Source organism: Pseudomonas sp. ADPe (assembly GCF_014843515.1).
GTDB lineage: Bacteria > Pseudomonadota > Gammaproteobacteria > Pseudomonadales > Pseudomonadaceae > Pseudomonas > Pseudomonas citronellolis.
Genome location: NZ_CP062122.1, coordinates 724,355 through 748,042 on the forward strand (window position 1 = coordinate 724,355; position 23,688 = coordinate 748,042).

At 65.6% G+C, this 23,688-nt stretch carries 26 protein-coding genes and 3 tRNA genes; 9 read left to right on the forward strand and 20 right to left on the reverse strand.

The window, feature by feature from the left end; genetic code table 11:
• Nucleotides 1-42: 42 nt before the first annotated feature.
• The 10 genes from IG194_RS03290 to IG194_RS03335 all read right to left on the reverse strand — a co-directional run bounded on the left by IG194_RS03290 (nt 43) and on the right by IG194_RS03335 (nt 8,542).
• Nucleotides 43-119 (reverse strand) — tRNA-Pro (locus tag IG194_RS03290).
• A gap of 85 nt (nt 120-204) precedes the next feature.
• On the reverse strand, nt 205-561 hold the full coding sequence (locus tag IG194_RS03295; RefSeq protein ID WP_009617038.1) for a MerR family transcriptional regulator: 357 nt from the start codon (nt 559-561) through the stop codon (nt 205-207).
• Nucleotides 542-844, reverse strand: coding sequence for an integration host factor subunit alpha (ihfA, locus tag IG194_RS03300; RefSeq protein ID WP_003090661.1), 303 nt, complete (start codon nt 842-844; stop codon nt 542-544). Before ihfA ends, IG194_RS03295 begins: the two co-directional genes overlap by 20 nt.
• Before the next feature lie 3 nt (nt 845-847).
• Entirely contained in the window at nt 848-3,226 is a 2,379-nt protein-coding gene (gene pheT / locus IG194_RS03305) for a phenylalanine--tRNA ligase subunit beta (protein ID WP_058490343.1), read from the reverse strand.
• Nucleotides 3,227-3,263: 37 nt separating this feature from the next.
• Complete coding sequence (pheS, locus tag IG194_RS03310; RefSeq protein WP_009617022.1) at nt 3,264-4,280, reverse strand: phenylalanine--tRNA ligase subunit alpha; 1,017 nt, start codon at nt 4,278-4,280, stop codon at nt 3,264-3,266.
• A 98-nt stretch (nt 4,281-4,378) separates the two neighbouring features.
• Complete coding sequence (gene rplT / locus IG194_RS03315; RefSeq protein WP_003099086.1) at nt 4,379-4,735, reverse strand: 50S ribosomal protein L20; 357 nt, start codon at nt 4,733-4,735, stop codon at nt 4,379-4,381.
• Nucleotides 4,736-4,756: 21 nt separating this feature from the next.
• Nucleotides 4,757-4,951, reverse strand: a complete 195-nt coding sequence (rpmI, locus tag IG194_RS03320) for a 50S ribosomal protein L35 (RefSeq protein ID WP_009617012.1) — start codon at nt 4,949-4,951, stop codon at nt 4,757-4,759.
• A 60-nt stretch (nt 4,952-5,011) separates the two neighbouring features.
• Nucleotides 5,012-5,563: a translation initiation factor IF-3 gene (gene infC, locus IG194_RS03325; RefSeq protein WP_173427906.1), complete on the reverse strand. Its 552-nt coding sequence runs from the start codon at nt 5,561-5,563 to the stop codon at nt 5,012-5,014.
• Nucleotides 5,563-7,485 (reverse strand): threonine--tRNA ligase, encoded by a 1,923-nt coding sequence (gene thrS / locus IG194_RS03330; RefSeq protein WP_043270648.1) that lies wholly within the window; start codon nt 7,483-7,485, stop codon nt 5,563-5,565. Before thrS ends, infC begins: the two co-directional genes overlap by 1 nt.
• A 223-nt stretch (nt 7,486-7,708) precedes the next feature.
• Nucleotides 7,709-8,542, reverse strand: coding sequence for an alpha/beta fold hydrolase (locus IG194_RS03335; RefSeq protein ID WP_058490344.1), 834 nt, complete (start codon nt 8,540-8,542; stop codon nt 7,709-7,711).
• A gap of 287 nt (nt 8,543-8,829) precedes the next feature.
• Here IG194_RS03335 and IG194_RS03340 point away from each other — a divergent pair, with 287 nt between their 5' ends.
• Both IG194_RS03340 and IG194_RS03345 read left to right on the forward strand, forming a co-directional pair.
• Nucleotides 8,830-9,198: a histone-like nucleoid-structuring protein, MvaT/MvaU family gene (locus tag IG194_RS03340; protein ID WP_058490345.1), complete on the forward strand. Its 369-nt coding sequence runs from the start codon at nt 8,830-8,832 to the stop codon at nt 9,196-9,198.
• A gap of 432 nt (nt 9,199-9,630) precedes the next feature.
• Entirely contained in the window at nt 9,631-9,855 is a 225-nt protein-coding gene (locus tag IG194_RS03345; RefSeq protein WP_009617001.1) for a hypothetical protein, read from the forward strand.
• A 54-nt stretch (nt 9,856-9,909) separates the two neighbouring features.
• Here IG194_RS03345 and IG194_RS03350 read toward each other — a convergent pair whose 3' ends face one another.
• A complete protein-coding gene (locus IG194_RS03350) occupies nt 9,910-10,437 on the reverse strand; it encodes a DUF4946 domain-containing protein (protein ID WP_058490346.1) in 528 nt (175 codons plus the stop codon).
• Between the two features lie 169 nt (nt 10,438-10,606).
• Here IG194_RS03350 and IG194_RS03355 point away from each other — a divergent pair, with 169 nt between their 5' ends.
• Together IG194_RS03355 and IG194_RS03360 are read left to right on the forward strand one after the other, a co-directional pair.
• Entirely contained in the window at nt 10,607-10,804 is a 198-nt protein-coding gene (locus tag IG194_RS03355) for a hypothetical protein (RefSeq protein WP_141679801.1), read from the forward strand.
• Between the two features lie 155 nt (nt 10,805-10,959).
• On the forward strand, nt 10,960-11,109 hold the full coding sequence (locus IG194_RS03360) for a hypothetical protein (RefSeq protein WP_162839902.1): 150 nt from the start codon (nt 10,960-10,962) through the stop codon (nt 11,107-11,109).
• A 290-nt stretch (nt 11,110-11,399) separates the two neighbouring features.
• On the opposite strand, the gene IG194_RS03365 is transcribed toward IG194_RS03360, so the two are convergent.
• A tRNA-Val gene (locus tag IG194_RS03365) sits at nt 11,400-11,476 on the reverse strand.
• Nucleotides 11,477-11,531: 55 nt separating this feature from the next.
• Nucleotides 11,532-11,608: transfer RNA gene (locus IG194_RS03370), tRNA-Val, on the reverse strand.
• Between the two features lie 184 nt (nt 11,609-11,792).
• Here IG194_RS03370 and IG194_RS03375 point away from each other — a divergent pair.
• Entirely contained in the window at nt 11,793-13,076 is a 1,284-nt protein-coding gene (locus tag IG194_RS03375) for an NAD(P)/FAD-dependent oxidoreductase (RefSeq protein WP_058490347.1), read from the forward strand.
• Between the two features lie 29 nt (nt 13,077-13,105).
• On the opposite strand, the gene IG194_RS03380 is transcribed toward IG194_RS03375, so the two are convergent.
• From IG194_RS03380 to moaA, 5 genes are all read right to left on the reverse strand, one after another.
• Complete coding sequence (locus IG194_RS03380; protein ID WP_058490348.1) at nt 13,106-13,987, reverse strand: formate/nitrite transporter family protein; 882 nt, start codon at nt 13,985-13,987, stop codon at nt 13,106-13,108.
• Nucleotides 13,988-14,064: 77 nt separating this feature from the next.
• Nucleotides 14,065-15,021, reverse strand: a complete 957-nt coding sequence (locus IG194_RS03385) for a PA2778 family cysteine peptidase (protein ID WP_082996341.1) — start codon at nt 15,019-15,021, stop codon at nt 14,065-14,067.
• Nucleotides 15,018-15,413, reverse strand: a complete 396-nt coding sequence (locus IG194_RS03390) for a PA2779 family protein (RefSeq protein WP_009616989.1) — start codon at nt 15,411-15,413, stop codon at nt 15,018-15,020. Before IG194_RS03390 ends, IG194_RS03385 begins: the two co-directional genes overlap by 4 nt.
• A 134-nt stretch (nt 15,414-15,547) precedes the next feature.
• Nucleotides 15,548-16,066 carry a hypothetical protein gene (locus IG194_RS03395; RefSeq protein ID WP_141679802.1) on the reverse strand — a complete coding sequence of 173 codons (519 nt, stop codon included), beginning with the start codon at nt 16,064-16,066 and terminating at the stop codon, nt 15,548-15,550.
• Between the two features lie 96 nt (nt 16,067-16,162).
• On the reverse strand, nt 16,163-17,158 hold the full coding sequence (gene moaA / locus IG194_RS03400; RefSeq protein WP_009616986.1) for a GTP 3',8-cyclase MoaA: 996 nt from the start codon (nt 17,156-17,158) through the stop codon (nt 16,163-16,165).
• Nucleotides 17,159-17,339: 181 nt separating this feature from the next.
• On the opposite strand from moaA, the gene IG194_RS03405 reads away from it, so the two are divergent.
• Nucleotides 17,340-17,993, forward strand: coding sequence for a TetR/AcrR family transcriptional regulator (locus IG194_RS03405; protein WP_058490350.1), 654 nt, complete (start codon nt 17,340-17,342; stop codon nt 17,991-17,993).
• A 221-nt stretch (nt 17,994-18,214) separates the two neighbouring features.
• On the opposite strand, the gene IG194_RS03410 is transcribed toward IG194_RS03405, so the two are convergent.
• Nucleotides 18,215-18,646: a GlcG/HbpS family heme-binding protein gene (locus IG194_RS03410; RefSeq protein ID WP_058490351.1), complete on the reverse strand. Its 432-nt coding sequence runs from the start codon at nt 18,644-18,646 to the stop codon at nt 18,215-18,217.
• Nucleotides 18,647-18,831: 185 nt separating this feature from the next.
• Nucleotides 18,832-19,746 carry a LysR family transcriptional regulator gene (locus tag IG194_RS03415; RefSeq protein ID WP_009616980.1) on the reverse strand — a complete coding sequence of 305 codons (915 nt, stop codon included), beginning with the start codon at nt 19,744-19,746 and terminating at the stop codon, nt 18,832-18,834.
• A 109-nt stretch (nt 19,747-19,855) separates the two neighbouring features.
• Between IG194_RS03415 and gcl the strand changes: the two genes are divergently transcribed.
• The 3 genes from gcl to IG194_RS03430 all read left to right on the forward strand — a co-directional run bounded on the left by gcl (nt 19,856) and on the right by IG194_RS03430 (nt 23,489).
• Nucleotides 19,856-21,631, forward strand: a complete 1,776-nt coding sequence (gene gcl / locus IG194_RS03420) for a glyoxylate carboligase (RefSeq protein WP_058490352.1) — start codon at nt 19,856-19,858, stop codon at nt 21,629-21,631.
• A 111-nt stretch (nt 21,632-21,742) separates the two neighbouring features.
• The gene (gene hyi / locus IG194_RS03425) at nt 21,743-22,525 is read left to right on the forward strand and encodes a hydroxypyruvate isomerase (RefSeq protein WP_043317244.1); all 783 of its coding nucleotides are present in this window, start codon (nt 21,743-21,745) and stop codon (nt 22,523-22,525) included.
• Complete coding sequence (locus IG194_RS03430) at nt 22,512-23,489, forward strand: 2-hydroxy-3-oxopropionate reductase (RefSeq protein WP_324711416.1); 978 nt, start codon at nt 22,512-22,514, stop codon at nt 23,487-23,489. Before hyi ends, IG194_RS03430 begins: the two co-directional genes overlap by 14 nt.
• Nucleotides 23,490-23,688 lie beyond the last annotated feature (199 nt).

Here is a 23,688-nt window from a genome sequence, read left to right on the forward strand (position 1 = left end):
AACGGCCCAAGCACTGTAAGTGCTTGAGCCGTTTGGGATTTTTGGTCGGGACGGAGTGATTCGAACACTCGACCCCTTGCACCCCATGCAAGTGCGCTACCAGGCTGCGCTACGCCCCGACGTTGCCTTCCGGTTACCCGGTTGGCGGATCGCACTATACCGTAAGGTTTTCTTTCGGCAAAGCACTTTTTTCATTTTTTTCAGCTACTTGCGCAGCACGTGAAGAACGTCTTCCAGTTCCGCGATCATCTGGCGGATGAGTTGCTTGTACTGGGTGATGTCTTCGCGGGCTTCGTCGCCGGAGAGGCGCTGGCGCGCCCCGCCGATGGTGAAGCCCTGGTCGTACAGGAGCGCGCGGATCTGGCGGATCATCAGCACGTCCTGGCGCTGATAGTACCGGCGGTTGCCGCGGCGCTTGACCGGGTTGAGCTGCGGGAACTCCTGTTCCCAATACCGCAGCACGTGCGGTTTCACTGCGCACAAATCACTCACTTCACCGATGGTGAAGTAGCGCTTGCCCGGAATGGGGGGCAGTTCGTCGTTATGACTTGGTTCCAGCATAAGCCTCAACCCTGGCTTTCAGTTTCTGGCCTGGACGAAAGGTGACGACGCGGCGAGCCGTGATCGGGATTTCCTCTCCCGTCTTCGGGTTGCGACCCGGGCGCTGGCGTTTGTCGCGCAGGTCGAAATTGCCGAAACCGGACAGTTTCACCTGTTCGTTGTGCTCCAGCGCCTGGCGGATCTCTTCGAAGAAGAGTTCCACCAGTTCCTTGGCTTCCCGTTTGTTCAGGCCCAGCTCTTCATACAGACGTTCGGCAATCTCAGCTTTCGTCAGAGCCCCCATACGCTACTTCCTTAACGTGGCGTTGAACCTTTGCTCCAGCGAGGCGACGATTTTCTGCGTAGTCGCGTTCACCTCGTCATCGTTAAGAGTGCGTGATGGATGCTGCCAGGTCAAGCCGACGGCCAAGCTTTTTCCAAGCGGATCAATACCTTTACCCTGATAGACATCAAACAGCCTGAGGTCGGTCAGGAATTCGCCGGCCTCTTCGCGGATGGTCGACAGGACGGATTCGGCTGGAATATCGCGGTTGACCACCAGCGCCAGGTCGCGGCGCACCTCGGGGAAACGCGACAGTTCGCTGAACTTCGGCAGGCGGCCGCGGACCAGTTCGCCCAGCACCAGCTCGAACAGGTAGACCGGGCGATCGAGGTCCAAGGCCTTGGCCAGTTCCGGGTGCAGGGCGCCGACGTAGCCGACCAGCTCGCCGTCGCGCTCGACACGGGCGGTCTGGCCCGGGTGCAGCGCCGGGTGTTCGCCGGGGACGAAGGCGAAGGCATCGGCGGCGCTGGCGCTGGCCAGCAGCGCTTCGACGTCGGCCTTGATGTCGAAGAAGTCGACGCCTTCGCGCACGTTGCTCCAGCCTTCCGGCTCGCGGCTGCCGCAGATGACGCCGGCCAGCATGTTTTCCTGCTGCAGGCCCTCGAGCTGGCCGACGAAGCGCAGGCCGCTCTCGAACAGGCGCACGCGGGTCTGCTGGCGGTTCAGGTTGTGCTGCAGCGCCTTGACCAGGCCCGGCCACAGCGAGGCGCGCATGGCGGCCATGTCGGCGGAGATCGGGTTGGCCAGCATCAGCGGCTGCACGCCCGGGCTGAACAGTTCGAACAGCTTGGGATCGATGAAGCTGTAGGTGATAGCTTCCTGGTAGTCGCGAGCGACCAGCAGGCGGCGCAGCGCCGGCAGCTCGGCCTGGGTTTCCGACTTGGTGTTGGGCGCCAGGCGCGCCTGCGGGTAGCGCACCGGCAGGCGGTTGTAGCCGTACAGGCGGCCCAGCTCCTCGATCAGGTCGACTTCCAGGGAAACGTCGAAGCGGTGGCTCGGCACGCCGACCTTCCAGCGCCCTTCCCCATCGGCTTGCACCTGGAACTCCAGCGCGGTGAGCAGGCGCTCGATTTCCGCAGCGTCCATTTCCATGCCGAGCATCTGGGTGACGCGCTCGATGCGCAGCACCACCGGCTCGACCTTGGGCAGGTGTGCCTGGCTGACCTGCTCGACCACCGGACCGGCTTCGCCGCCGACGATCTGCAGCAGCAGTTCGGTGGCGCGCTCCATGGCGCGGCGGGCCAGTTGGAAGTCCACGCCACGCTCGTAGCGGTGCGAGGCGTCGGTGTGCAGGCCGTAGGAACGAGCCTTGCCGGCAACAGCGATGTTGTCGAAGAAGGCACTTTCCAGGAACAGGTCACGGGTCTTGGCGCTGACGCCGCTGTGCTCGCCGCCCATCACGCCGGCCATGGCCAGGGCGCGTTCGTGGTCGGCGATGACCAGGGTGTCGGTACGCAGGGCGACTTCCTGGCCGTCCAGCAGCACCAGCTTCTCGCCCTCTTCGGCCATGCGCACGCGGATGCCGCCCTTGATCTCGTCGAGGTCGAAGGCATGCATCGGCTGGCCCAGCTCCAGCATCACGTAGTTGGTGATGTCCACTGCGGCGTCGATGCTGCGGATGTCGGAACGGCGCAGGCGCTCGACCATCCATAGCGGCGTCGGCTTGCTCAGGTCGACGTTGCGGATAACGCGGCCCAGGTAGCGCGGGCAGGCGCTGGGCGCCAGCAGCTCGATGGGACGGACGTCATCGATGCCGGGGGCGACCGGCTTCACATCGACGAAAGTGACCGGCGCCGAGTACAGCGCGCCCACTTCGCGAGCCAGGCCGGTCAGCGACAGGCAGTCGCCGCGGTTGGGGGTCAGGCCGATTTCGATGGAGGCGTCGTCCAGCTCCAGGTAGTCGCGGATGCTCGCGCCCACCGGGGCGTCGGCAGCCAGTTCCATCAGGCCGGCGTTGTCGTCGCTGATTTCCAGCTCTTTGGCCGAGCACAGCATGCCGTTGGACTCGACGCCGCGCAGCTTGGCCTTCTTGATCTTGAAGTCGCCCGGCAGTTCGGCGCCGATCATGGCGAAGGGGATCTTCAGGCCCGGGCGCACGTTGGGCGCGCCGCAGACGACCTGGAAGGTCTCGCTGCCGTTGCTGACCTGGCAGACGCGCAGCTTGTCGGCGTCCGGGTGTTGTTCGGTGCTCAGCACCTCGCCCACCACCACGCCGCTGAAGGCGCCGGCGACGGGGATCACGGCATCGACCTCGAGGCCGGCCATGGACAGACGAGCCACCAGCTCGTCGCGGGAAACCTGCGGATTCACCCAGCTCCGCAGCCATTGTTCACTGAATTTCATCCTGTTCTCCTAAGAATTCGTTGACGTCGCACGCGGCCTAGCGGAATTGCCCGAGGAAGCGCAGGTCGTTGTCGAAGAACAGGCGCAAGTCGTTGACGCCGTAGCGCAGCATGGCCAGGCGTTCGATGCCCATGCCAAAGGCGAAGCCCTGGTATTTCTCCGGGTCGATGCCGGACATGCGCAGCACGTTGGGGTGCACCATGCCGCAGCCCATGACTTCCAGCCAGCCGGTCTGCTTGCACACGCGGCAGCCCTTGCCGCTGCACAGCACGCACTGGATGTCGACTTCCGCCGAAGGCTCGGTGAAGGGGAAGAACGACGGGCGGAAGCGCACCGAGAACTCCTTCTCGAAGAAGGCGCGCAGGAACTCCTCGATGGTGCCCTTGAGGTCGGCGAAGCTGACGTCTTCGTCGATCAGCAGGCCTTCGACCTGGTGGAACATCGGCGAGTGGGTCAGGTCGGAGTCGCAGCGGTACACGCGGCCGGGGCAGACGATGCGGATCGGCGGGCGCTGGCTCTCCATGGTGCGCACCTGTACCGGCGAGGTGTGGGTGCGCAGCAGCATGTTCGCGTTGAAGTAGAAGGTGTCGTGCATCGCCCGCGCCGGGTGGTGGCCGGGGATGTTGAGCGCTTCGAAGTTGTGGTAGTCGTCTTCGACTTCCGGGCCCTCGGCCACTTCATAGCCGATGCGGGTGAAGCATTGCTCGATGCGTTCCTTGGTACGGGTCACCGGATGCAGGCCACCGGAGGTCTGGCCGCGGCCCGGCAGGGTCACGTCGACGCGTTCGGCCGCCAGCTTCGCCGCCAGCGCGGCGCCTTCCAGGTCGGTCTTGCGGGCGTTGAGCGCCTCCTGGACCTTTTCCTTGGCAACGTTGATCAGCGCACCCACCTTGGGGCGCTCCTCGGCCGGCAGGTCGCCCAGGGTCTTCATCACCTGGGTCAGCTCGCCTTTCTTGCCAAGATAGTGAACCCGGATCTGTTCCAGGGCATTGACGTCTTCGGTATGTCGCACAGCCTCCAGGGCTTGGGAGACCAGCGCGTCCAGGTTTTCCATGTACCAACTCCAGATACGAAATAGGGGAAGAGCGGTTAGGCTCTTCCCCTATCGGTGACGTTACGTCCCGGATAAAAATCCGGTGATTGTCTTAGGGCTTAAGCCAAGCTTGCCTTCGCTTTTTCGACAATCGCGGTAAACGCCGCTTTTTCGTTCACAGCCAGATCGGCCAGGACCTTACGGTCGATCTCGATGGCCGCCTTTTTCAGGCCGGCGATCAGACGGCTGTAGGACAGACCGTTCTGACGAGCACCAGCGTTGATACGGGCGATCCACAGGGCGCGGAACTGACGCTTGCGCTGACGACGGTCACGGTAGGCGTATTGGCCGGCCTTGATCACCGCCTGCTTGGCAACGCGGAACACGCGGGAACGCGCACCGTAGTAGCCTTTGGCGAGTTTCAGAATCTTCTTGTGACGACGACGGGCAATCACGCCACGCTTAACACGAGCCATTTATCTATCCTCTACCAGAAATCAACGCAGACGCAGGGAGCGTTCTACACGGCGAACGTCGGAAGCAGCGAGCATCGAGGTGCCGCGCAGCTGACGCTTACGCTTGGTGGTCATTTTGGTCAGGATGTGGCTCTTGAAAGCGTGCTTGTGCTTGATGCCACCAGCAGTCACTTTGAAGCGCTTCTTGGCGCCACTCTTGGTTTTCATCTTTGGCATGTTTAGTACTCCGCATTCGTTAACAACTGATAACCATCAGGCCTGCCAGTGCCCGGGAGGTTATTTACGCTTCTTGGGAGCGATGACCATCATCAGCTGGCGTCCTTCCAGCTTAGGATGCTGTTCCACGGTGCCGTATTCGGCGAGGTCGGTCTCGACCCGCTTCAACAGCTCCATGCCCAGCTCCTGGTGGGCCATCTCACGACCACGGAATCGCAGGGATACCTTGGCCTTGTCCCCTTCACTAAGGAAACGTACCAGGTTGCGTAGTTTTACCTGGTAATCCCCTTCTTCCGTCCCTGGACGAAACTTGATTTCTTTGATCTGTTGCTGGTGCTGGTTTTTCTTCGCCGCAGCCGCCTGCTTCTTCTTCTCGAACAGGTGCTTGCCGTAATCCATGATGCGGCAGACAGGAGGCGCCGCATCGGCAGAGATTTCAACCAGGTCCAGCTTGGCCTCGTCGGCGTGGCGCAGCGCCTCATCAAGGGTCACTACGCCGATCTGCTGACCGTCGGCACCGATCAGACGCACTTCGCGTGCGGTGATGTTCTCGTTGATCGGTGGTTTCGGGAGAGCCCGCTTATCCTGTCTCATTTCACGCTTAATAATGATTACTCCGAGTCTTGGCGACCACGCCGGGAAACCGCCCGAGTCAACAGCTCGACGAACTGGGAAAGCGGCATCGAGCCGAGGTCTTCCCCTTCGCGCGTACGTACGGCGACGGCCTTCGATTCAACCTCCCTGTCTCCAATAACCAGGAGATAGGGAACCTTGAGCAAAGTATGCTCGCGGATTTTAAAGCCGATTTTCTCGTTTCTCAAGTCGGACTTGGCACGGAATCCGCTTTCCTCGAGCGTACGGACCACTTCCTCGGCGAAATCGGCCTGCTTGTCGGTGATGTTCATGACCACCGCCTGGGTCGGCGCCAGCCAGGCCGGGAACAGGCCGGCGTAGTGCTCGATCAGCATGCCGATGAAGCGCTCGAAGGAACCGAGGATGGCGCGGTGCAGCATGACCGGGCGCTTGCGGTTGTTGTCCTCGGCGATGTAGCTGGCGTCCAGGCGCTCCGGCAGGTTCGGGTCGTACTGCAGGGTGCCGCACTGCCAGTTACGGCCCAGGCAGTCCTTCAGGGTGAACTCGATCTTCGGGCCGTAGAAGGCGCCCTCGCCCGGCTGGTATTCCCACTCCAGGCCGGATTCGTTGAGCGCATCGGCCAGCGCGCCTTCGGCGCGATCCCACAGCTCTTCGGAGCCCACGCGCTTGGCCGGACGGGTGGACAGCTTCATGGAGATGTCGGAGAAGCCGAAGTCGGCGTAGACCTGCAGGGTCAGCTTGATGAAGTCGGCCGCTTCCTTCTTCACCTGGTCCTCGGTGCAGAAGATGTGCGCATCGTCCTGGGTGAAGCCGCGCACGCGCATGATGCCGTGCAGCGCGCCCGAGGGCTCGTTGCGGTGGCAGGCGCCGAACTCGGCCAGGCGCAGCGGCAGGTCGCGGTAGGACTTCAGGCCCTGGTTGAAGATCTGCACGTGGCACGGGCAGTTCATCGGCTTGACCGCGAAGTCGCGACTTTCCGACGAAGTGGTGAACATGTTCTCGGCGTAGTTCGACCAGTGGCCCGAACGCTCCCAGAGGATGCGGTCGACCACCTGCGGGGTGCGCACCTCGACGTAGCCGTGCTCGCGCTGCACCTTGCGCATGTACTGCTCGAGCACCTGGTAGACGGTCCAGCCGTTGGGGTGCCAGAACACCATGCCCGGCGCTTCTTCCTGCAGGTGGAACAGGTCCAACTGCTTGCCGATGCGGCGGTGGTCGCGCTTCTCGGCCTCTTCGATGCGCTGGACGTAGGCGGCCAGCTGCTTCTTGTCGGCCCAGGCGGTGCCGTAGATGCGCTGCAGCTGCTCGTTCTTCGAGTCGCCGCGCCAGTAGGCGCCGGAAATCTTGGTCAGCTTGAAGGCCTTGAGGAAGCGGGTGTTGGGCACGTGCGGGCCGCGGCACATGTCCACGTACTCTTCGTGGTAGTACAGGCCCATCGCCTTCTCGTCGGGCATATCCTCGACCAGGCGCAGCTTGTAGTCCTCGCCGCGGGACTTGAACACCTCGATGACTTCGGCACGCGGGGTCATCTTCTTGATGACGTCGTAGTCCTTATCGATCAGCTCGGCCATGCGCTTCTCGATCGCCGCCATGTCTTCAGGGGTGAAGGGGCGCTCGAAGGAGATGTCGTAATAGAAGCCTTCGTCGATTACCGGGCCGATGACCATCTTCGCGCTCGGGTACAGCTGCTTGACCGCATGGCCGACCAGGTGCGCGCAGGAGTGGCGGATGATTTCCAGCCCTTCCTCGTCCTTCGGGGTGATGATCTGCAGGGTCGCGTCGTGTTCGATCTTGTCGCAAGCATCGACCAGCTTGCCGTTGACCTTGCCGGCCACGGTGGCCTTGGCCAGGCCCGCACCAATGGATTGCGCCACCTCGGCCACGCTGACCGGGTGATCGAAGGACCGCTGACTACCGTCGGGAAGAGTAATGATGGGCATGGCGCCTCCTCTCCTAGTGGTGACCCCTACGAAAGGCCACATGGGTTGGGATGTGCCAGTAAGCGTCGCCCGCCGGGCAGGCCTGCCTCACAGTGGCAGGCGCCTTTTCGGCACCCTGCGCTTGCGCGCGCGGACGGAGATCACTGGAAGAAAAACGAACGAAGCCCCGACGAGCGGGGCAGGTCGCCATGGTACTGCATGTGGAGGCAACTGACGAGCGGCATCAGTGCGCGTCGATGAACTCCAGCACGGCGCGATTGAAAGCGGCCGGGCGCGTGGCGTTCATGCCGTGGGAAGCGCCGGCGATGACTTGGCTGCGCACGTCCGGCAGCGTCTGCGCCAGGGCCTGGACCACCTGCGGGAAGGGCTCGGGGCTGAGTTCGCCGCGCAGCAGCAGGGTCGGCGCTGCCAACGTGGCCAGGCGCGCGCGCCCGAGCGGCTCCGGCCGATCGGCGACCTGGCCGATCAGCGTCATGGCGTTATCGGTGGCCATGTCGCGGAAGTGCCGCGAGGAACGCCGCCAGACCCCCGGCCCGCTGACGGTGTCGACGAACAGCTCCAGGCCCGCCTCGACCTCGCCCTGGCGGATCAGTTGCAGCGCCTGCTCGCGGAAACGGTTGCGCTCGGCCGGCGCCGCCGGCACGGGCACGCCGGCCGCCTGGAACAGGTCGGCGGCGAAATCCCCGCCGGGGTCGCACAGCACCAGCGAACGCAGGCGCCCGGGCGCCTCCAGCGCCAGCCGCAGGCAGATATTGCCGCCGCGCGAATGCCCCAGCAGGTGTACCGGCTCGCCCTGCATGTCGATCAGCGCGAGCAGGTCCTCGACATGTTGCGCGGTAGTGAAGTCCGCGCCCTCGCCATTCCAGCGCTGCGGATAATAATGTCGAAGACTGGGCGCCAGCAGACGATAGCGCTCGCCCAAACCGCGCAATTGCCATTGCCAGTAGCGGTAATCGCAAAGCGAGCCGTGCACCAATACCAGCGGCACCCCCTCCCCTTCCACCAGGCAGGCCAGTTCATGTCCATTGAGTGAATACGACTGGACATTCGAAAGCATCTACATCCCCTATCCCATGGCGCACGCAAGATATCGGCGATCCCCATGGCGAACCGCCATCTAGTTGATGGGAGACGATTATCCGCGATTCGCGGCATGGCGATAAAGCCACACATTCGGAAGGACCTTTGCAATGCCGTGAAAAACACCTTATCGAAGATTAATTATTGCATCGCCCGCTTATTTAAATTAATAATTCGCCGCCCACATAACTTTCCGAACACAATGGTCGCCGAATAGCTGCGCACCGATATCCGTTTCGGAATGACCTGCCCTGGAGTGCAAACATGTCCAAACTCGCGGAATTCCGTGAAGCCGAACGCCTGCTCAAAGAACAACTGGCCCTGCTGGAAAAGCTGAAGAACGACAGCTCCCTGAAGAAGGAACTGGAATTCAAGGATCAGCTGCAGGCCCTGATGGACGAATACGGCATGAACCTGCGCAACGTCATCGACATCCTCGACCCGCAGGGCACCGCCAACAACGCCGCCGCCGCGCCGGCCGCCAGCGCCCCGCGCCGCAGCCGCCAGTTGAAGGTGTACAAGAACCCGAACAACGGCGAAGTGGTGGAAACCAAGGGTGGCAACCACAAGACCCTGAAGGCCTGGAAACAGCAGTACAGCGCCGAGACCGTGGAGTCCTGGCTGCAGAAGTGATGCCCGCCCCGCGGCGGCCGACGCCGCCGCGGGAAGCTCCTCGGAAACATCCTCTGACGATCCGCACTTGAAAGACCCGCCCAGCATCCGGATAATGCTGCCCGCGAGTCATGAACTTCAGGTCGCCCCTCCCGTCGCCGCCCACCCCAACCAGAGCGCAGCAGCCGGGACACACAGGGCCACGGCCAGCAGCCAGTCACTGGCAGGCGCATCCAGCGCGCCCCTCAAGGCGCAGCAAATCGTCCTTACATATTTGGCAAGCCCGAACTTCGGGGGTTGGCGTATTCTCCCGCCATGGCGCCCTCGAAAGACCTCTTCGAGTTTTCATTCGCTGCCACATTCCGGTCATGGATATCACGCATTCTGCGTTCGACCGGAGTTTTTTACGTTTCACGCGGTCATAAGACCGTGACTATTTGGAAGAAAGACAATATGAAAAAAAGCACTCAGATCCAGGAGGCGATCGGCACCCTCAAGGCAGCTTTCGCCCCGCTCAACTGCATCATCCTGGCACCGCGCAAAGACAGCTTCAGTTTCGCCCTGGTGGACGAATACGGCGTCGCCTGCCATAGCGAACGTCTCTATCCGCAGCAGTACCAGGCCGCAGAGCCGCTGCAGGCCGTCATCGCCCGCGTGCAGAGCACCCTGGCCGCCTGACCGGCACCCGACGAAAAGCCCCGCGAATGCGGGGCTTTTTCATTTCCGGCCCGCTCACTCCAGGCGCAGGCCAGCCTTGAGCGCCGCCACCTCGGCAAGTCGCTGCGGGTAATCCGCCGCCGGCGCGGCATAGGTCAGCGAATAGGCCGCCTCCTTGCCCAGCGCCACCTGCACACCCTGCTTCATGGCCTCGTTGCCGTTCTGGCTGATCGAGCAGACCAGCTCCAGGCCGTCCAAGCCCCCAAGGGAAGCTTGCCGCGGCTTGCTGCAGGCCGCCTGGAAGCCCTGGCGCAGGAAGTCGACCTGCAGCGACTTGCGCATCTGCAGGATCACCCGCTGCAGATCCACATCCTTCACCTCGGCCAGGCGGCTGCGGGTGATTTCCACCACCAGCGCCTGGGAGCCATCCGCCGCCAGCTTGACGCCGCGCTCGCGGCGCAGCGCCGCAGCGTCGTCCGGCGCCTCGGGCGAACGCGTCACCTGCCAGCCCTCCGGCCATTCCGCCAGCCCGGCGGCCGTTGCCAACCCACTCGCCGCGCACAGCAGAAACACCCCGAGCCCCCAGCCCCACCCACCACTCATGCCACGCCTCCCGCACTTCCCGACCAGCAGTAGCCACGAAACGCCACCGCACTTTTGCCGGACAAACTACACCGATTGCCGTCGATTGGCTGCTGAACCCCGGCCGGCAATTCGTCGCTCGATGCGCCCGCAACGCCAGGGACCGACAACGCCCACGAGGGAATACGTGATGCGCAGCGAAAAATCCAAGGACACCAGCGGCCGCGCCCTGGGCGTGCTCTGCGTGGTGGACACCCAGCCGCGCGCTGCAATTCGGCGAACTGCCCCTGACCTACCAGTCACCACCCCGGAGCGGCACCCGGCCGCCACCTGGCGCAGGGCTACTTCACCGGCCGTCCACTGCCCTGCCATGCACTGCGCGCCCTGATCCCCGGCCTCAGGCACAGCGCCAGCGCCGCCTGAGCCGCCGGACGAACGCATCGGCGCCGATACAAACCTTACCCTGCCGATACCAGGTTTCTCGGGACACCCGCGCCGCGGGCGTGTCTACTTTGCGCCCATTTTTCCAACCCTGGTGTCGCCATGCTTTCCAGATTGACCAAAGTCGCCCTGCTGCTCGCCCTCGTCTCGCTCTCCGGCTGCTGGCCGTTCTTCCCGCCCTTCGGCGGGCCGGGAGGTGGCGGACACGGCGGTGGCGGCCATGGCGGCGGGCCCGGCTTCGAGCGCCGCTGAGCACGCAGGGGCGCCCGGCGCGGCCGGTGAATCCAATCGCGGACGGAGTCCGCTCCTACGCCCGCGCTTCCCTGCGGGCCGCGCCGAGGTGCTTTTCGTAGGATGGGTTGAGCTTGCGAAACCCATGCGGTTGCGCTGATGGGTATCGCTCCGCTCAACACCATCCTACGAAAAGCCATGCTCGCTCATGCGGCAGGAGCGGACTCCGTCCGCGATCAGCCCAAATCGCGCGCAAACAAAAAAGGCGACCCTCTCGGATCGCCCTTTCTGCTACCGCCGAAGCGGTGAATTGGTAGGCACAATTGGACTCGAACCAACGACCCCCACCATGTCAAGGTGGTGCTCTAACCAGCTGAGCTATGTGCCTAAAGAAAAGGGCGACCGCTTAAGATCGCCCTCTCGCTACCGCCGAAGCGGGAATTTGGTAGGCACAATTGGACTCGAACCAACGACCCCCACCATGTCAAGGTGGTGCTCTAACCAACTGAGCTATGTGCCTAGCGATGGGGGCGCATTCTACGCGAAGGCGTTGAACCGTCAAGCATTTTTTCGCTAACCCCCTGAAAAAGGGAATTTTTTTATGTTCGTCCTTGCGTAAAAAATTTTGCACGGCCACTAGCCGAGTGATTTCGACTCGGGTAGCATCAGCCCATCTCGTAAAAAATAACAAACACAGGTGCAATATGCCGCACACTTCTTATCCCACTTCCTACTATGCAGCCTCGGCCAATCCGGTCCCTGCGCGCCCCGAACTCAAGGGCGAGACCGAAACCGACGTGTGCATCATCGGCGCGGGCTACACCGGCCTGTCCACCGCCCTCTTCCTGCTGGAGAACGGCTTCAAGGTGACCGTGCTGGAAGCCGCCAAGGTCGGCTTCGGCGCATCCGGCCGCAACGGTGGCCAGATCGTCAACAGCTACAGCCGCGACATCGACGTCATCGAACGCACCGTCGGCCCGAAACAGGCGCAACTGCTCGGCCAGATGGCCTTCGAGGGCGGCCGCATCATCCGTGAGCGCATCGCCAAGTACGACATCCAGTGCGACCTGAAGGACGGTGGCGTGTTCGCCGCCCTCAGCGCCAAGCAGATGGGCCACCTGGAGTCGCAGAAGAAGCTCTGGGAGCGCTTCGGCCACACCCAGCTGGAGCTGATGGACGCCAAGCGCATCCGCGAAGTCGTGGCCACCGACAGCTACGTCGGCGGCATGCTCGACATGAGCGGCGGCCACATCCACCCGCTGAACCTCGCCCTGGGCGAAGCCGCGGCGGTGGAATCCCTCGGCGGCGTGATCCACGAGCAGTCCCCGGCGGTGAAGATCGAGCGTGGCGCCAACCCGGTGGTGCACACCCCGCAAGGCCGGGTGAAGGCCAAGTTCGTGGTGGTCGCCGGCAACGCCTACCTCGGCGGCCTGGTCCCTGAGCTGGCCTCCAAGTCCATGCCCTGCGGCACCCAGGTGATCACCACCGAGCCGCTGGGCGACGAGCTGGCCAAGGCCCTGCTGCCCCAGGACTACTGCGTCGAGGACTGCAACTACCTGCTCGACTACTACCGCCTGACCAGCGACAAGCGCCTGATCTTCGGTGGCGGCGTGGTCTACGGTGCCCGCGATCCGTCGAACATCGAGGCGATCATCCGTCCGAAGATGCTCAAGGTGTTCCCGCAGCTGAAGAACGTGAAGATCGACTTCGCCTGGACCGGCAACTTCCTGCTGACCCTCTCGCGCCTGCCGCAGGTCGGCCGGATCGGCGACAACATCTACTACTCCCAGGGTTGCAGCGGCCACGGCGTCACCTACACGCACCTGGCCGGCAAGGTGCTGGCCGAGGCCCTGCGCGGCCAGGCCGAGCGTTTCGACGCCTTCGCCGACCTGCCGCACTACCCCTTCCCGGGCGGGCGCATGTTCCAGGTGCCGTTCTCCGCGATCGGCGCCTGGTACTACAACCTGCGCGACAAGCTGGGCGTGTAACCCGCCCTGCGAACGACGAAAACGGCGCCCTAGGGCGCCGTTTTCGTTGGCGCGCCGCTGTCGCTGCGGATCTGCGCGTGGCTGATCAGGGCGAAGATCAGGCTGCCGCCGACGATGTTGCCGGCCAGCGTCGGCAGCGCGAAGTCCAGCAGGAAGGCCTTCCAGCCCAGCTCGCCGGCCCACATCAGGTAGCCGACCTCGCAGGTGCCGACCACGATGTGGCTGAAGCTGCCCAGCGACATCAGGTAGGTGACCAGGATGATGATCCACACCTTGGCGCCCTCCGCCGCCGGTACCAGCCAGACCATGGTGGCGATCATCCAGCCGGAGACGATGCCGCGGGAGAACATCTGCCAGCCGTCGTTCTCCATGACTTCGCGGCCGATCTCGAGGAAGGCCTGGTCGGTCTTCGCATCGAAGATCGGCAGGTGCAGCATGGCGTAGGCGAACAGCAACGCGCCGGCGACGTTGCCCAGCAGCACCACGCCCCACAGGCGCAGCAGTTGCCCCGCCTTGCGCAGGGTCGGCTCGCTCATCAGCGGCAGCACCGCGGTGAGGGTGTTCTCGGTGAACAGCTGCTGGCGGGCGAGGATGATGGCGAGGAAGCCCACCGGGTAGCCCAGGCTGGTGACGATGGCCGCGCTGTCGTGCTCCGGCAGCCTGGCGCGGAACAGCCCCATGGCCATCAGCGACAGGCCGATGGTCAGCCCGGCGGCCAGGGCCGACCACCAGAGCGCCGCCAGGGTGCGCTCCAACTCGTGGTTGCCCTGCAGGCGGATCACCTCATGCAGCACCAGCGCCCGGGGCGGCTGGGCCTTCTCGACCTTGCGGCGCTCCTCGGCGGAAAGATCGTCCGCGGTATCGCCCTTGCCGGCGGCATCGCGTACCGGCTGCTGCTTGTCGCTGGCCATGGGTTGCACCTCATCAAGGGATGCAACTTAGGCCGGCGGCCAAGCGCAGCGGTTCAAAGAAAATGCCCCGCTACGCCTCAGCGCACGGGGCAGGTCGGCGCGGCGCTGCATTGCCCGGCAGCCACCGGTGCCGCCTGGGGCGCCTGGAGGAAACGCGCATCCGTCGGCGCCAGCTGGTGCGCGCAACTCGCCGGGGCGCGGGCCTGCTCGGCGCAGCCGCGTTCGGCCATGACGTTGGCCAGGTTGTACCAGGCGGCGGCGAAGTCCGGCCGCGCGGCCACGCTGTGGCGCAGCGCCGCTTCGGCCTCGCCCAGGTCGCCGGCGGCGTAGCGGGCGTTGGCCAGGGCGAACCAGCCCAGCGGCTCCTGCGGCCAGGCCCGGGTGGCGGTGCGGTAGGCCTGGTCGGCCAGGGCCTGTTGCCCGGTTTCCTCCAGGTCGTGGGCCGCGCGCAGCCAGCGTGTCGGTTCGACGCTGGCCGGCAGCCGGTCGGCCGGCAGCGTCAGCACCGCCCAGCGCCCGCTGCGCCGCCAGGTGACGTCGAACGCGGTGAAGTCGATCACCAGGCGCTGGGTGATGCCGGAGCGCAGCACCAGTTCGTGGCGGTCGCGGTCGTAGCCGACCACCACGGCGTAATGCCACATCGGCAACCAGTCCAGGCCGTTGTTCTGCAGCACCAGCACCGGGTTGCCGGCGGCCACTTCCTTGAGCACGTCCTCCAGGCGCGGGCGCAGCGGGTAGACCAGCAGGCCCCGCTCGCGCGCCGCGGCCACCAGCTCGACCTGCAGGCTGCCCTGGCGCTGCGGCAGGAACACCCGTTCCTTCAACTGGTTCGGCGTCACCCGCACGCCGCGCTGGTTGAGCACGGTGGCGAGCGCCGCCGGGCCGCACTGGTATTGCTGCTGCGGGAAGAACTGCACCGCGGAAAGCTCGACGCGCCGTGGCAGCGCGTCGACCTCCGCCGGCAGCCGCGGCGCCGTGGCGCAGCCGCCGAGCAGCAGCGCGGCCAGGGCCACGGCAGCGGCGGCGTGCCTCAACGCTGGCACCGCACGAAGGTGAAGATATGCGTGATGCAGAGCATGTCGGTGATGATGAAGATCAGCAGGAACAGGATGATGATGCCGATGATGCCACCGGCCGGCGCCTGGTCCAGTTGCTGGTTGAACTGCGCCAGCTCCTCGTTGGACAGGCTCTTGATGCGCTGCTCGACCTGGCTGCGCTCCACGCCCATGGATTGCAGCTTCTTCTGCACACCCTGGTCATCGAGCATGCGCAGCAGCTGTTCGCGGTCGACGTGCTGCTGTTGCGCCTGCAGCACCTCGCCGGTGCCCACCATCGCCGCCTGCGCCAAAGGCACCTCGGCCACCACGCCCAACTGCGCCAGCACCAGCACGGCCGCCAGGCGCCTTACCCGTTTTGTGATTGTCATTCTGGGTCTCCTCCACTTTGACGCGCTAGCAGACCGCCGGGGAAAGCCGGAGGTTCCGCGCCGCCAAGCACGGTTGCACAAGCAAAGCCCGGGCGCCGTCGCCGAACGAGGCACCTTCTGTTCAGATCACGGCGTCAGGCGTTTGGTTCGAAGCGCAAGCGTCGCCAGTCCAGGGCCAGGTGGCCGAGGTACACGCAAGGGTAGGCATGGGGCAGCAGGAAATGCTCGTGGCCGGCCACGGCCAGCCCGGCGCGCCGGCAGTCCAGGCGCAGCAGGCGGCCCCAGGCATAGGCCTGGGCATCGAGCGCCTGCGCGCCGCAGTCCGCCCCCGGCCAGCGCGCCCGGCACAAGTCGAGCAGCGCCCGGGCATCGCACACCTCGGGCAGGCAGGCGATCCGCACCTCGTCGTCGCGCCAGTCCAGCGCCCGCTGCGCATCGAAGGCGGCCTGGCGCTCCAGGGGCAGCGGGCGGACCCGGGCACCGTCGGCCAGCGGTTCCAGCGTCACCGCCAGCGGCTGCCAGCTGCTGTGCTCCAGGGCCCAGAGCAGATCGCCGTCGACTTCCAGCGACGGCCGCCCCGCCACCCGCTGGCGGAAACCCTCGCAAACCAGGCAGCAATCGCCCAGTGGAATTCGCAGTCGACTCTCGCTCACATCAGCCTCGCAGCACATCGGCCGCGTGATTCTAGGGAAAGCCTGCGGCTGACGGAAAGCCCCGTCAGTTACCAAGCAGGAACTGCCGCCTTCCGTTCAGCCGCCGGTCATGCTCATGAAGCGCAGCACCTGGACCTGCCCGGCGGCGTCGAAGTGATGGCGCTGCGGCTTGAGCTGCAGCGCCTCGACCAGCGCCGCGCGCAGCCGGGCACCGTCGCCGGGGTGGCTGCGCAGCAGTTGGCGCAAGTCCAGCGCGCCTTCGTGGCCGAGGCAAAGCACCAGCCTGCCCTCGGCGGTGACGCGCACGCGGTTGCAGTCGCCGCAGAAGTTGTGGCTGTGCGGCGAGATGAAGCCGATGCGGCTGGGCAGCCCGTCGACGCGGTAGTAGCGCGAGGGGCCGCCGCTGCGCTCCAGGCTGGGCGTCAGTTGCCAGTGTTCGGCCAGGCGGGCGCGCACCTCGTCGCTGCTGCACAGCGTCTGCGCGCGGTCGTGGCTGCTGATGCTGCCCAGCGGCATCTCCTCGATGAAGCTGATGTCCAGCCCGCGGGCCAGCGCGTATTCGACCAGCTCGCAGACCTCGTCGTCGTTGCGCCCCTTCTGCACCACGCAGTTGAGCTTGATCCGTTCGAAACCCGCCGCCCGCGCAGCCTCTATCCCCGCCAGCACCTGGGGCAGGCGGTCGCTGCGGGTGAAGGCGGCGAAACGTTCGCGGCGCAGCGAATCCAGGCTGATGTTCAGCCGGCGCACGCCGGCGGCGCGCAGCTCGGCCGCGCGGCCGGCCAGTTGCGAGCCGTTGCTGGTGATCGCCAGGTCTTCCAGTTCGGGGCGCGCGCCGAGCCGCGCCAGCAGCGAGGTCAGGCCCTTGCGCACCAGCGGCTCGCCGCCGGTGATGCGGATGCGCCGCACGCCCAGGGCGATGAAGGCGTCGGCCACCGCGTAGAGTTCTTCCAGGCTCAGCACCTGGTCGCGCGGCAGGAACTGCATGTCTTCGCTCATGCAGTAGGTGCAGCGGAAGTCGCAACGGTCGGTCACCGACAGGCGCAGGTAGGTGATGCGGCGGCCGAAGGGGTCGACCAGTTGGCTGTCGGACATGGCGGCGAGCTCTTGGAAGGCCGGGCGCCGTGGCGGCGCCGGGGTCCGGCAGACTCTACAGAAAACCTGAACATCGGGTCAACTTCAGCCGCCGGGCCCTTGCTTGAGAGGCCCGCGGAGCCGGTGCTACCATCGCCGGCCCAGCCATGGGCTACCCGCGCACAAGAAGACCCAGCAGACCATGACCAGCATTCGCGAACGCAACCGACGCCTGATCCTCCGCGCCGCCAGCGAAGAGTTCGCCGAAAAGGGCTTCGCCGCCACCAAGACCAGCGACATCGCGGCGCGCGCCGGGCTGCCCAAGCCCAACGTCTACTACTACTTCCAGTCCAAGGAAAACCTCTACCGCTGCGTGCTGGAAAGCGTGGTGGAGCCGCTGCTGCAGGCTTCCGCACCGTTCCGCGAGGACGACGAGCCGGCCGAGGCGCTCAAGGCCTACATCCGCTCCAAGGTGCGCATCTCCCAGGAGCTGCCGCACGCCTCCAAGGTGTTCGCCAGCGAGCTGATGCACGGCGCGCCGCACCTGCCCAGGGAATACCTGGACGAGCTGAACGCCCAGGCCCAGCGCAACATCGCCTGCCTGCAGAGCTGGATCGACCGCGGCCTGCTGGCCCCGGTGGACCCGCACCACCTGCTGTTCACCATCTGGGCGGCGACCCAGACCTACGCCGACTTCGACTGGCAGATCTCCATGGTCACCGGCAAGGACAGCCTCAGCGACGCCGACTTCGAAGCCGCCGCCGAGACCATCACCCGCCTGGTGCTGCGCGGCACCGCGCCGGACGCCGGCGAGCCGGCCAAGGCCAGCGGCCGCATGCGGCCGTTGCCGCTGTAGGGCGCATAACGCCTACGGCGTTATCCGCCGTTCGGCCCCCGCATCCGGCCGCTCCGGGTTCAGCCTCGGCGCGAATCATGGCTTGGGTGTATCGGCGGATAACCGCGAACGGTTATTCGCCCTACGCTCGACCCGACCTTGGCGTAGGGCGCATAACGCCTAAGGCGTTATCCGCCGTTTGGCCCTCGCATCCGGCCGCTCCGGTTTCAGCCCTTTTCACCCTACCCCGCGTCGGCCACCAGGCCGGCGGCCTGGATGCCGCGGATGGCGCATTGCTCGTCGATGTCCGAGGCGTCGCCGCTGATGCCGATGGCGCCGATTACCCGACTGCTCTTGTCGCGAATCAGCACGCCGCCCGGCGCCGGCACCACGTTGCCCTGGGCCAGGGTGTTCACCGCGGCGATGAACGACGGGCGCTGCTGGGCGTCGGCGGCCAGGGCGCGCGAGGACTTGCCCAGGGCCACCGCACCCCAGGCCTTGCCGATGGCCACCTGCGGGCGCAGCAGGCTGGCGCCGTCCTCGCGCTGCAGGGCCACCAGGTGGCCGCCGGCGTCGAGCACCGCTACGGTCAGCGGCGCGGTGGACAGTTCGCGGCCGGCGGCCAGGGCGCTGCGGGTGATGGCCAGGGCGGTATCCAGGTTGATTTCGCTCATGAGGGGTTCCTCGCAAAGGGATAAGACGTTCGCCCGCGCCTTTTCCGAAAAACGGCGCGGCGTTGCAAAGCCCTTGATGGAATAGCCGAAGGCAACCCCGGACGCAACGACTAAATACAATCCTGCGACATTTTGTACACAACAACAAAAACAAAAAAATACAACGCCAGTATCGAATCAGCCGCTCAAGGATGCCGGGTTTCCCAGTACCCCGGGGTGTTGTAGAGGGCCTTCAGGTAGTCGATGAAAAAGCGCACCTTGGCCGGCAGGTAGCGCTGCTGCGGGTACACCGCCTGGATGTCGTAGGCCGGAATCTCGTACTCGTCGAGCACCGTCACCAGTTCGCCGGCCTTGAGCTCGGCCTGGATTTCCCAGGTGGAGCGCCAGCCGATGCCCAGGCCCTGCTTGACCCAGTCGTAGAGCAACTCGCCGTCGTTGCAGTCGAGGTTGCCGGACACCCGCACCGCCACCTGCCGGCCGTCGCGCAGGAAGGTCCAGCCGCGCTGCTGGCCGCCCTGCAGGTTGAAGGCCAGGCAGTTGTGCCGCGCCAGGTCTTCCAGAGTGCGCGGCACGCCGTGCAGCTCGAAGTACGAGGGCGCGCCGCAGACCACCCGGCGGTTGGGGAACAGCTTCACCGCCACGTAGTTGGGGTCGGTGACCTCGCCGATGCGGATGCCCATGTCGTAGCCCTGGCGCACCAGATCCACCAGGCTGTCGGTGAAGTTGAACGACAGCTTCAGGTCCGGGAAGCGCTCCAGGAAGGCCGGCGCGTGGGGCGCGATGTGGCGCCGGCCGAAGGCCGCCGGGGCCGACACCACCAGGTGCCCGCGCACCGAGGTGCCGCCGCGGGCGACGCTGGCGTCGGCCTCGTCGAAGTCCTTGAGCAGGCTGCGCGCGCGCTCCAGGTATTGCTCGCCGAGGTCGGTCAGCTGCAGGCCGCGGGTCGAGCGGTGCATCAGCTTCACGCCCAGGTGCTGCTCCAGCGCATCGAGGCGCCGGCCCATGACCACCGGCGTCACGCCTTCGCTGAGCGCCGCCGAGGCGAAGCTGCCGTTGTCCGCTACCAGGACGAAACTGCGGATGAGGGTATAGCGGTCCATTCGATACTCCAGATATCGACAGAACTGAAGTATCCATCAATTCCGTCGCTTTGGCACAGCCGGCATCCTTGGCCCCAACAAGAAAACCACCGACTCAAGAGGAAAGGTCATGGCCAAAATGAGAGCGATCGAGGCGGCCGTCCTGGTCATGCGCCGCGAAGGCGTGGACACCGCCTTCGGCGTGCCGGGCGCTGCCATCAACCCCATGTACGCGGCGATGAAAAAGCTCGGCGGCATCGACCACGTGCTGGCCCGCCACGTCGAGGGCGCCTCGCACATGGCCGAAGGCTACACCCGCACCACGGCCGGCAACATCGGCGTGTGCATCGGCACCTCCGGCCCGGCCGGCACCGACATGGTCACCGGCCTCTACTCGGCCTCCGCCGACTCCATCCCGATCCTCTGCATCACCGGCCAGGCGCCGCGTGCGCGGATGCACAAGGAAGACTTCCAGGCCGTGGACATCACCAGCATCGTCAAGCCGGTGACCAAATGGGCCACCACCGTGCTGGAGCCGGGCCAGGTGCCCTACGCCTTCCAGAAGGCCTTCTTCGAGATGCGCAGCGGCCGCCCCGGCCCGGTGCTGATCGACCTGCCGTTCGACGTGCAGATGGCCGAGATCGAGTTCGACATCGACGCCTACGAGCCGCTGCCGGTGCACCGCCCGAGCGCCACCCGCGCCCAGGCCGAGAAGGCCCTGGCCCTGCTCAACGACGCCGAGCGCCCGCTGCTGGTCGCCGGCGGCGGCATCATCAACGCCGACGCCTCGGCCAGGCTGGTGGAGTTCGCCGAACTGCTCGGCGTGCCGGTGATCCCGACCCTGATGGGCTGGGGCACCATCCCCGACGACCACCCGCTGATGGCCGGCATGTGCGGCCTGCAGACCTCGCACCGCTACGGCAACGCCACCCTGCTGGAGTCCGACCTGGTGTTCGGCATCGGCAACCGCTGGGCCAACCGCCACACCGGCTCCGTGGACGTCTACACCGCCGGCCGCAAGTTCATCCACGTGGACATCGAGCCCACGCAGATCGGCCGCGTGTTCACCCCGGACCTGGGCATCGTCTCCGACGCCGGCGCCGCGCTGGACGCCTTCCTCGAAGTGGCCCGCGAGTGGAAAGCCGCCGGCAAGCTCAAGGACCGCAGCGCCTGGGCCGAAGCCTGCCGCGAGCGCAAGCGCACCCTGCAGCGCAAGACCCACTTCGACAACGTGCCGGTCAAGCCGCAGCGCGTGTACGAGGAGATGAACGAGTTCTTCGGCAAGGACACCTGCTACGTCAGCACCATCGGCCTGTCGCAGATCGCCGGCGCGCAGTTCCTCCACGTCTACAAGCCGCGCCACTGGATCAACTGCGGCCAGGCCGGCCCGCTGGGCTGGACCATTCCCGCGGCCCTGGGCGTGGTCAAGGCCGACCCCAGCCGCCAGGTGGTGGCGCTGTCCGGCGACTACGACTTCCAGTTCATGATCGAGGAGCTGGCCGCCGGCGCGCAGTTCAACCTGCCGTACATCCACGTGCTGGTGAACAACTCCTACCTGGGGCTGATCCGCCAGGCCCAGCGCGGCTTCGAGATCGACTACTGCGTGCAGCTGGCGTTCGACAACGTCAACGCGCCGGAACTCAACGGCTATGGCGTGGACCACGTCGCCGTGGTGGAAGGCCTCGGCTGCAAGGCGATCCGCGTGTTCGACCCGAACCAGATCGGCGCGGCCTTCGCCCAGGCCCGCGAGCTGATGCAGCAGCACCGCGTGCCGGTGGTGGTGGAAGTGATCCTGGAGCGCGTGACCAACATCGCCATGGGCACCGAGATCAACGCCATCAACGAGTTCGAGGAGCTGGCCCAGAGCCGCGACGACGCGCCCACGGCCATCTCCCTGCTCGACTGACGAAGTACCGGGCCCCGCGTGCGCGGGAGCCGTGGCAGGGAAAACCACAACCTGCGCGCGGCGGGGCCCACCCTTACGGAAATACGTGTTTCACCACCAGGAGGCCCCGACATGCCCCGTTTCTGCGCCAACCTGTCCATGCTCTTCACCGAGGTGGACTTCCTCGACCGCTTCGAAGCCGCCGCCAAGGCCGGTTTCAGCGGCGTCGAATACCTCTTCCCCTATGACTTCGAGGCCGAGGTCATCAAGGCCAAGCTCGACGCCAACGGCCTGGAGCAGGTGCTGTTCAACCTTCCTTCGGGCGATTGGTCGAAAGGAGAGCGCGGCATCGCCTGCCACCCCGACCGCGTCGAGGAATTCCGCGCCGGCGTCGACAAGGCCATCGCCTACGCCAAGGTGCTGGGCAACAAGCAGATCAACTGCCTGGCCGGCATCCGCCCGCAGGGCTACGACTGCGCCACCATCGAGAACACCTTCCTGAACAACCTGGAGTACGCCGCCGAGAAGCTCGAGGCCGCAGGCATCAAGCTGGTCATGGAGATGATCAACACGATCGACATCCCCGGCTTCTACCTGCAGACCACCCAGCAGGCGCTGGACGTGCGCGAGAAGGTCGGCAGCCCCAACCTGTTCCTGCAGTACGACATCTACCACATGCAGATCATGGAAGGTGACCTGGCCCGGACCATGGAGAAGAACCTGGCGGCCATCAACCACATCCAACTGGCCGACAACCCCGGCCGCCACGAACCGGGCACCGGCGAGATCAACTACCGCTTCCTGTTCGGCCACCTGGACCGCATCGGCTACCAGGGCTGGATCGGCTGCGAGTACAAGCCGGCCACCACCACCGAGGCGGGGCTGGGCTGGCTGAAGAGCCATAACGCCGTGTGAACGCAAGCGCACGAATTCCGCTGCCCGGCCGCACCGGGTAGCCAACAGACAAACAGAACCAGGAGACACCCTCATGGCCAAGATCGGATTCATCGGCACCGGCATCATGGGCCTGCCCATGGCGCAGAACCTGCAGAAAGCCGGGCACCAGCTGTTCCTCTCCAGCCACCACGACAAGGCCCCGGCCGCGCTGGTCGAAGCCGGCGCCGTGGCCCTGGCCAACCCCAAGGAAGTGGCCCAGGAAGCCGAGTTCATCATCGTCATGGTGCCGGACACCCCGCAGGTCGAGGACGTGCTGTTCCGCCAGGACGGCATCGCCGAGGGCGTCGGCCCGAACAAGGTGGTGATCGACATGAGCTCCATCTCGCCCACCGCCACCAAGGCCTTCGCCGAGAAGATCAAGGCCACCGGCGCGCAGTACCTGGACGCCCCGGTCTCCGGCGGCGAGGTCGGCGCCAAGGCCGGTAGCCTGAGCATCATGGTCGGCGGCTGCCCGAACACCTTCGAGCGCGCCCTGCCGCTGTTCCAGGCCATGGGCAAGAACATCACCCGCGTCGGCGGCAACGGCGACGGCCAGACCGCCAAGGTGGCCAACCAGATCATAGTCGCGCTGAACATCCAGGCAGTGGCCGAGGCCCTGCTGTTCGCCGCGCGCAACGGCGCCGACCCGGCCAAGGTGCGCGAGGCACTGATGGGCGGCTTCGCCTCCTCGCGCATCCTCGAAGTGCACGGCGAGCGCATGGTCAAGGGCACCTTCGACCCGGGCTTCCGCATCAGCCTGCACCAGAAGGACCTCAACCTGGCCCTGGCCGGCGCCCGCGAACTGGGCCTGAACCTGCCCAACACCGCCAACGCCCAACAGGTGTTCAGCACCTGCGCGGCCCTGGGCGGCAGCAACTGGGACCACTCCGGACTGATCAAGGGCCTGGAGCACATGGCCAACTTCTCGATCCGCAAGGACTGAGAAAGCGGATCGTAGGATGGCGTTGAGCGCAGCAATACCCATCAGCCGATGCAGCATGGGTTTCGCAAGCTCAACCCATCCTACGAAAAGCCCCGCTGCGTTATGGGAGTGACGCGGCGAGGCAAGGCTTCGAACCCCGGCCGGCGTGAACACGGCTTCGCCGGCCGGGCGTATCGAAGGCATTGCCCAGGCGCTTGCC

Bases quoted from the DNA above. Each gene is read 5' to 3' on its own strand.
- IG194_RS03295 (WP_009617038.1), bottom strand. From the start codon at position 561: ATGCTGGAACCAAGTCATAACGACGAACTGCCCCCCATTCCGGGCAAG.
- ihfA (WP_003090661.1), bottom strand. From the start codon at position 844: ATGGGGGCTCTGACGAAAGCTGAGATTGCCGAACGTCTGTATGAAGAG.
- pheT (WP_058490343.1), bottom strand. From the start codon at position 3,226: ATGAAATTCAGTGAACAATGGCTGCGGAGCTGGGTGAATCCGCAGGTT.
- pheS (WP_009617022.1), bottom strand. From the start codon at position 4,280: ATGGAAAACCTGGACGCGCTGGTCTCCCAAGCCCTGGAGGCTGTGCGA.
- rplT (WP_003099086.1), bottom strand. From the start codon at position 4,735: ATGGCTCGTGTTAAGCGTGGCGTGATTGCCCGTCGTCGTCACAAGAAG.
- rpmI (WP_009617012.1), bottom strand. From the start codon at position 4,951: ATGCCAAAGATGAAAACCAAGAGTGGCGCCAAGAAGCGCTTCAAAGTG.
- thrS (WP_043270648.1), bottom strand. From the start codon at position 7,485: ATGCCCATCATTACTCTTCCCGACGGTAGTCAGCGGTCCTTCGATCAC.
- IG194_RS03335 (WP_058490344.1), bottom strand. From the start codon at position 8,542: ATGCTTTCGAATGTCCAGTCGTATTCACTCAATGGACATGAACTGGCC.
- IG194_RS03340 (WP_058490345.1), top strand. From the start codon at position 8,830: ATGTCCAAACTCGCGGAATTCCGTGAAGCCGAACGCCTGCTCAAAGAA.
- IG194_RS03345 (WP_009617001.1), top strand. From the start codon at position 9,631: ATGAAAAAAAGCACTCAGATCCAGGAGGCGATCGGCACCCTCAAGGCA.
- IG194_RS03350 (WP_058490346.1), bottom strand. From the start codon at position 10,437: ATGAGTGGTGGGTGGGGCTGGGGGCTCGGGGTGTTTCTGCTGTGCGCG.
- IG194_RS03355 (WP_141679801.1), top strand. From the start codon at position 10,607: ATGCGCAGCGAAAAATCCAAGGACACCAGCGGCCGCGCCCTGGGCGTG.
- IG194_RS03360 (WP_162839902.1), top strand. From the start codon at position 10,960: ATGCTTTCCAGATTGACCAAAGTCGCCCTGCTGCTCGCCCTCGTCTCG.
- IG194_RS03375 (WP_058490347.1), top strand. From the start codon at position 11,793: ATGCCGCACACTTCTTATCCCACTTCCTACTATGCAGCCTCGGCCAAT.
- IG194_RS03380 (WP_058490348.1), bottom strand. From the start codon at position 13,987: ATGGCCAGCGACAAGCAGCAGCCGGTACGCGATGCCGCCGGCAAGGGC.
- IG194_RS03390 (WP_009616989.1), bottom strand. From the start codon at position 15,413: ATGACAATCACAAAACGGGTAAGGCGCCTGGCGGCCGTGCTGGTGCTG.
- moaA (WP_009616986.1), bottom strand. From the start codon at position 17,158: ATGTCCGACAGCCAACTGGTCGACCCCTTCGGCCGCCGCATCACCTAC.
- IG194_RS03405 (WP_058490350.1), top strand. From the start codon at position 17,340: ATGACCAGCATTCGCGAACGCAACCGACGCCTGATCCTCCGCGCCGCC.
- IG194_RS03410 (WP_058490351.1), bottom strand. From the start codon at position 18,646: ATGAGCGAAATCAACCTGGATACCGCCCTGGCCATCACCCGCAGCGCC.
- IG194_RS03415 (WP_009616980.1), bottom strand. From the start codon at position 19,746: ATGGACCGCTATACCCTCATCCGCAGTTTCGTCCTGGTAGCGGACAAC.
- gcl (WP_058490352.1), top strand. From the start codon at position 19,856: ATGGCCAAAATGAGAGCGATCGAGGCGGCCGTCCTGGTCATGCGCCGC.
- hyi (WP_043317244.1), top strand. From the start codon at position 21,743: ATGCCCCGTTTCTGCGCCAACCTGTCCATGCTCTTCACCGAGGTGGAC.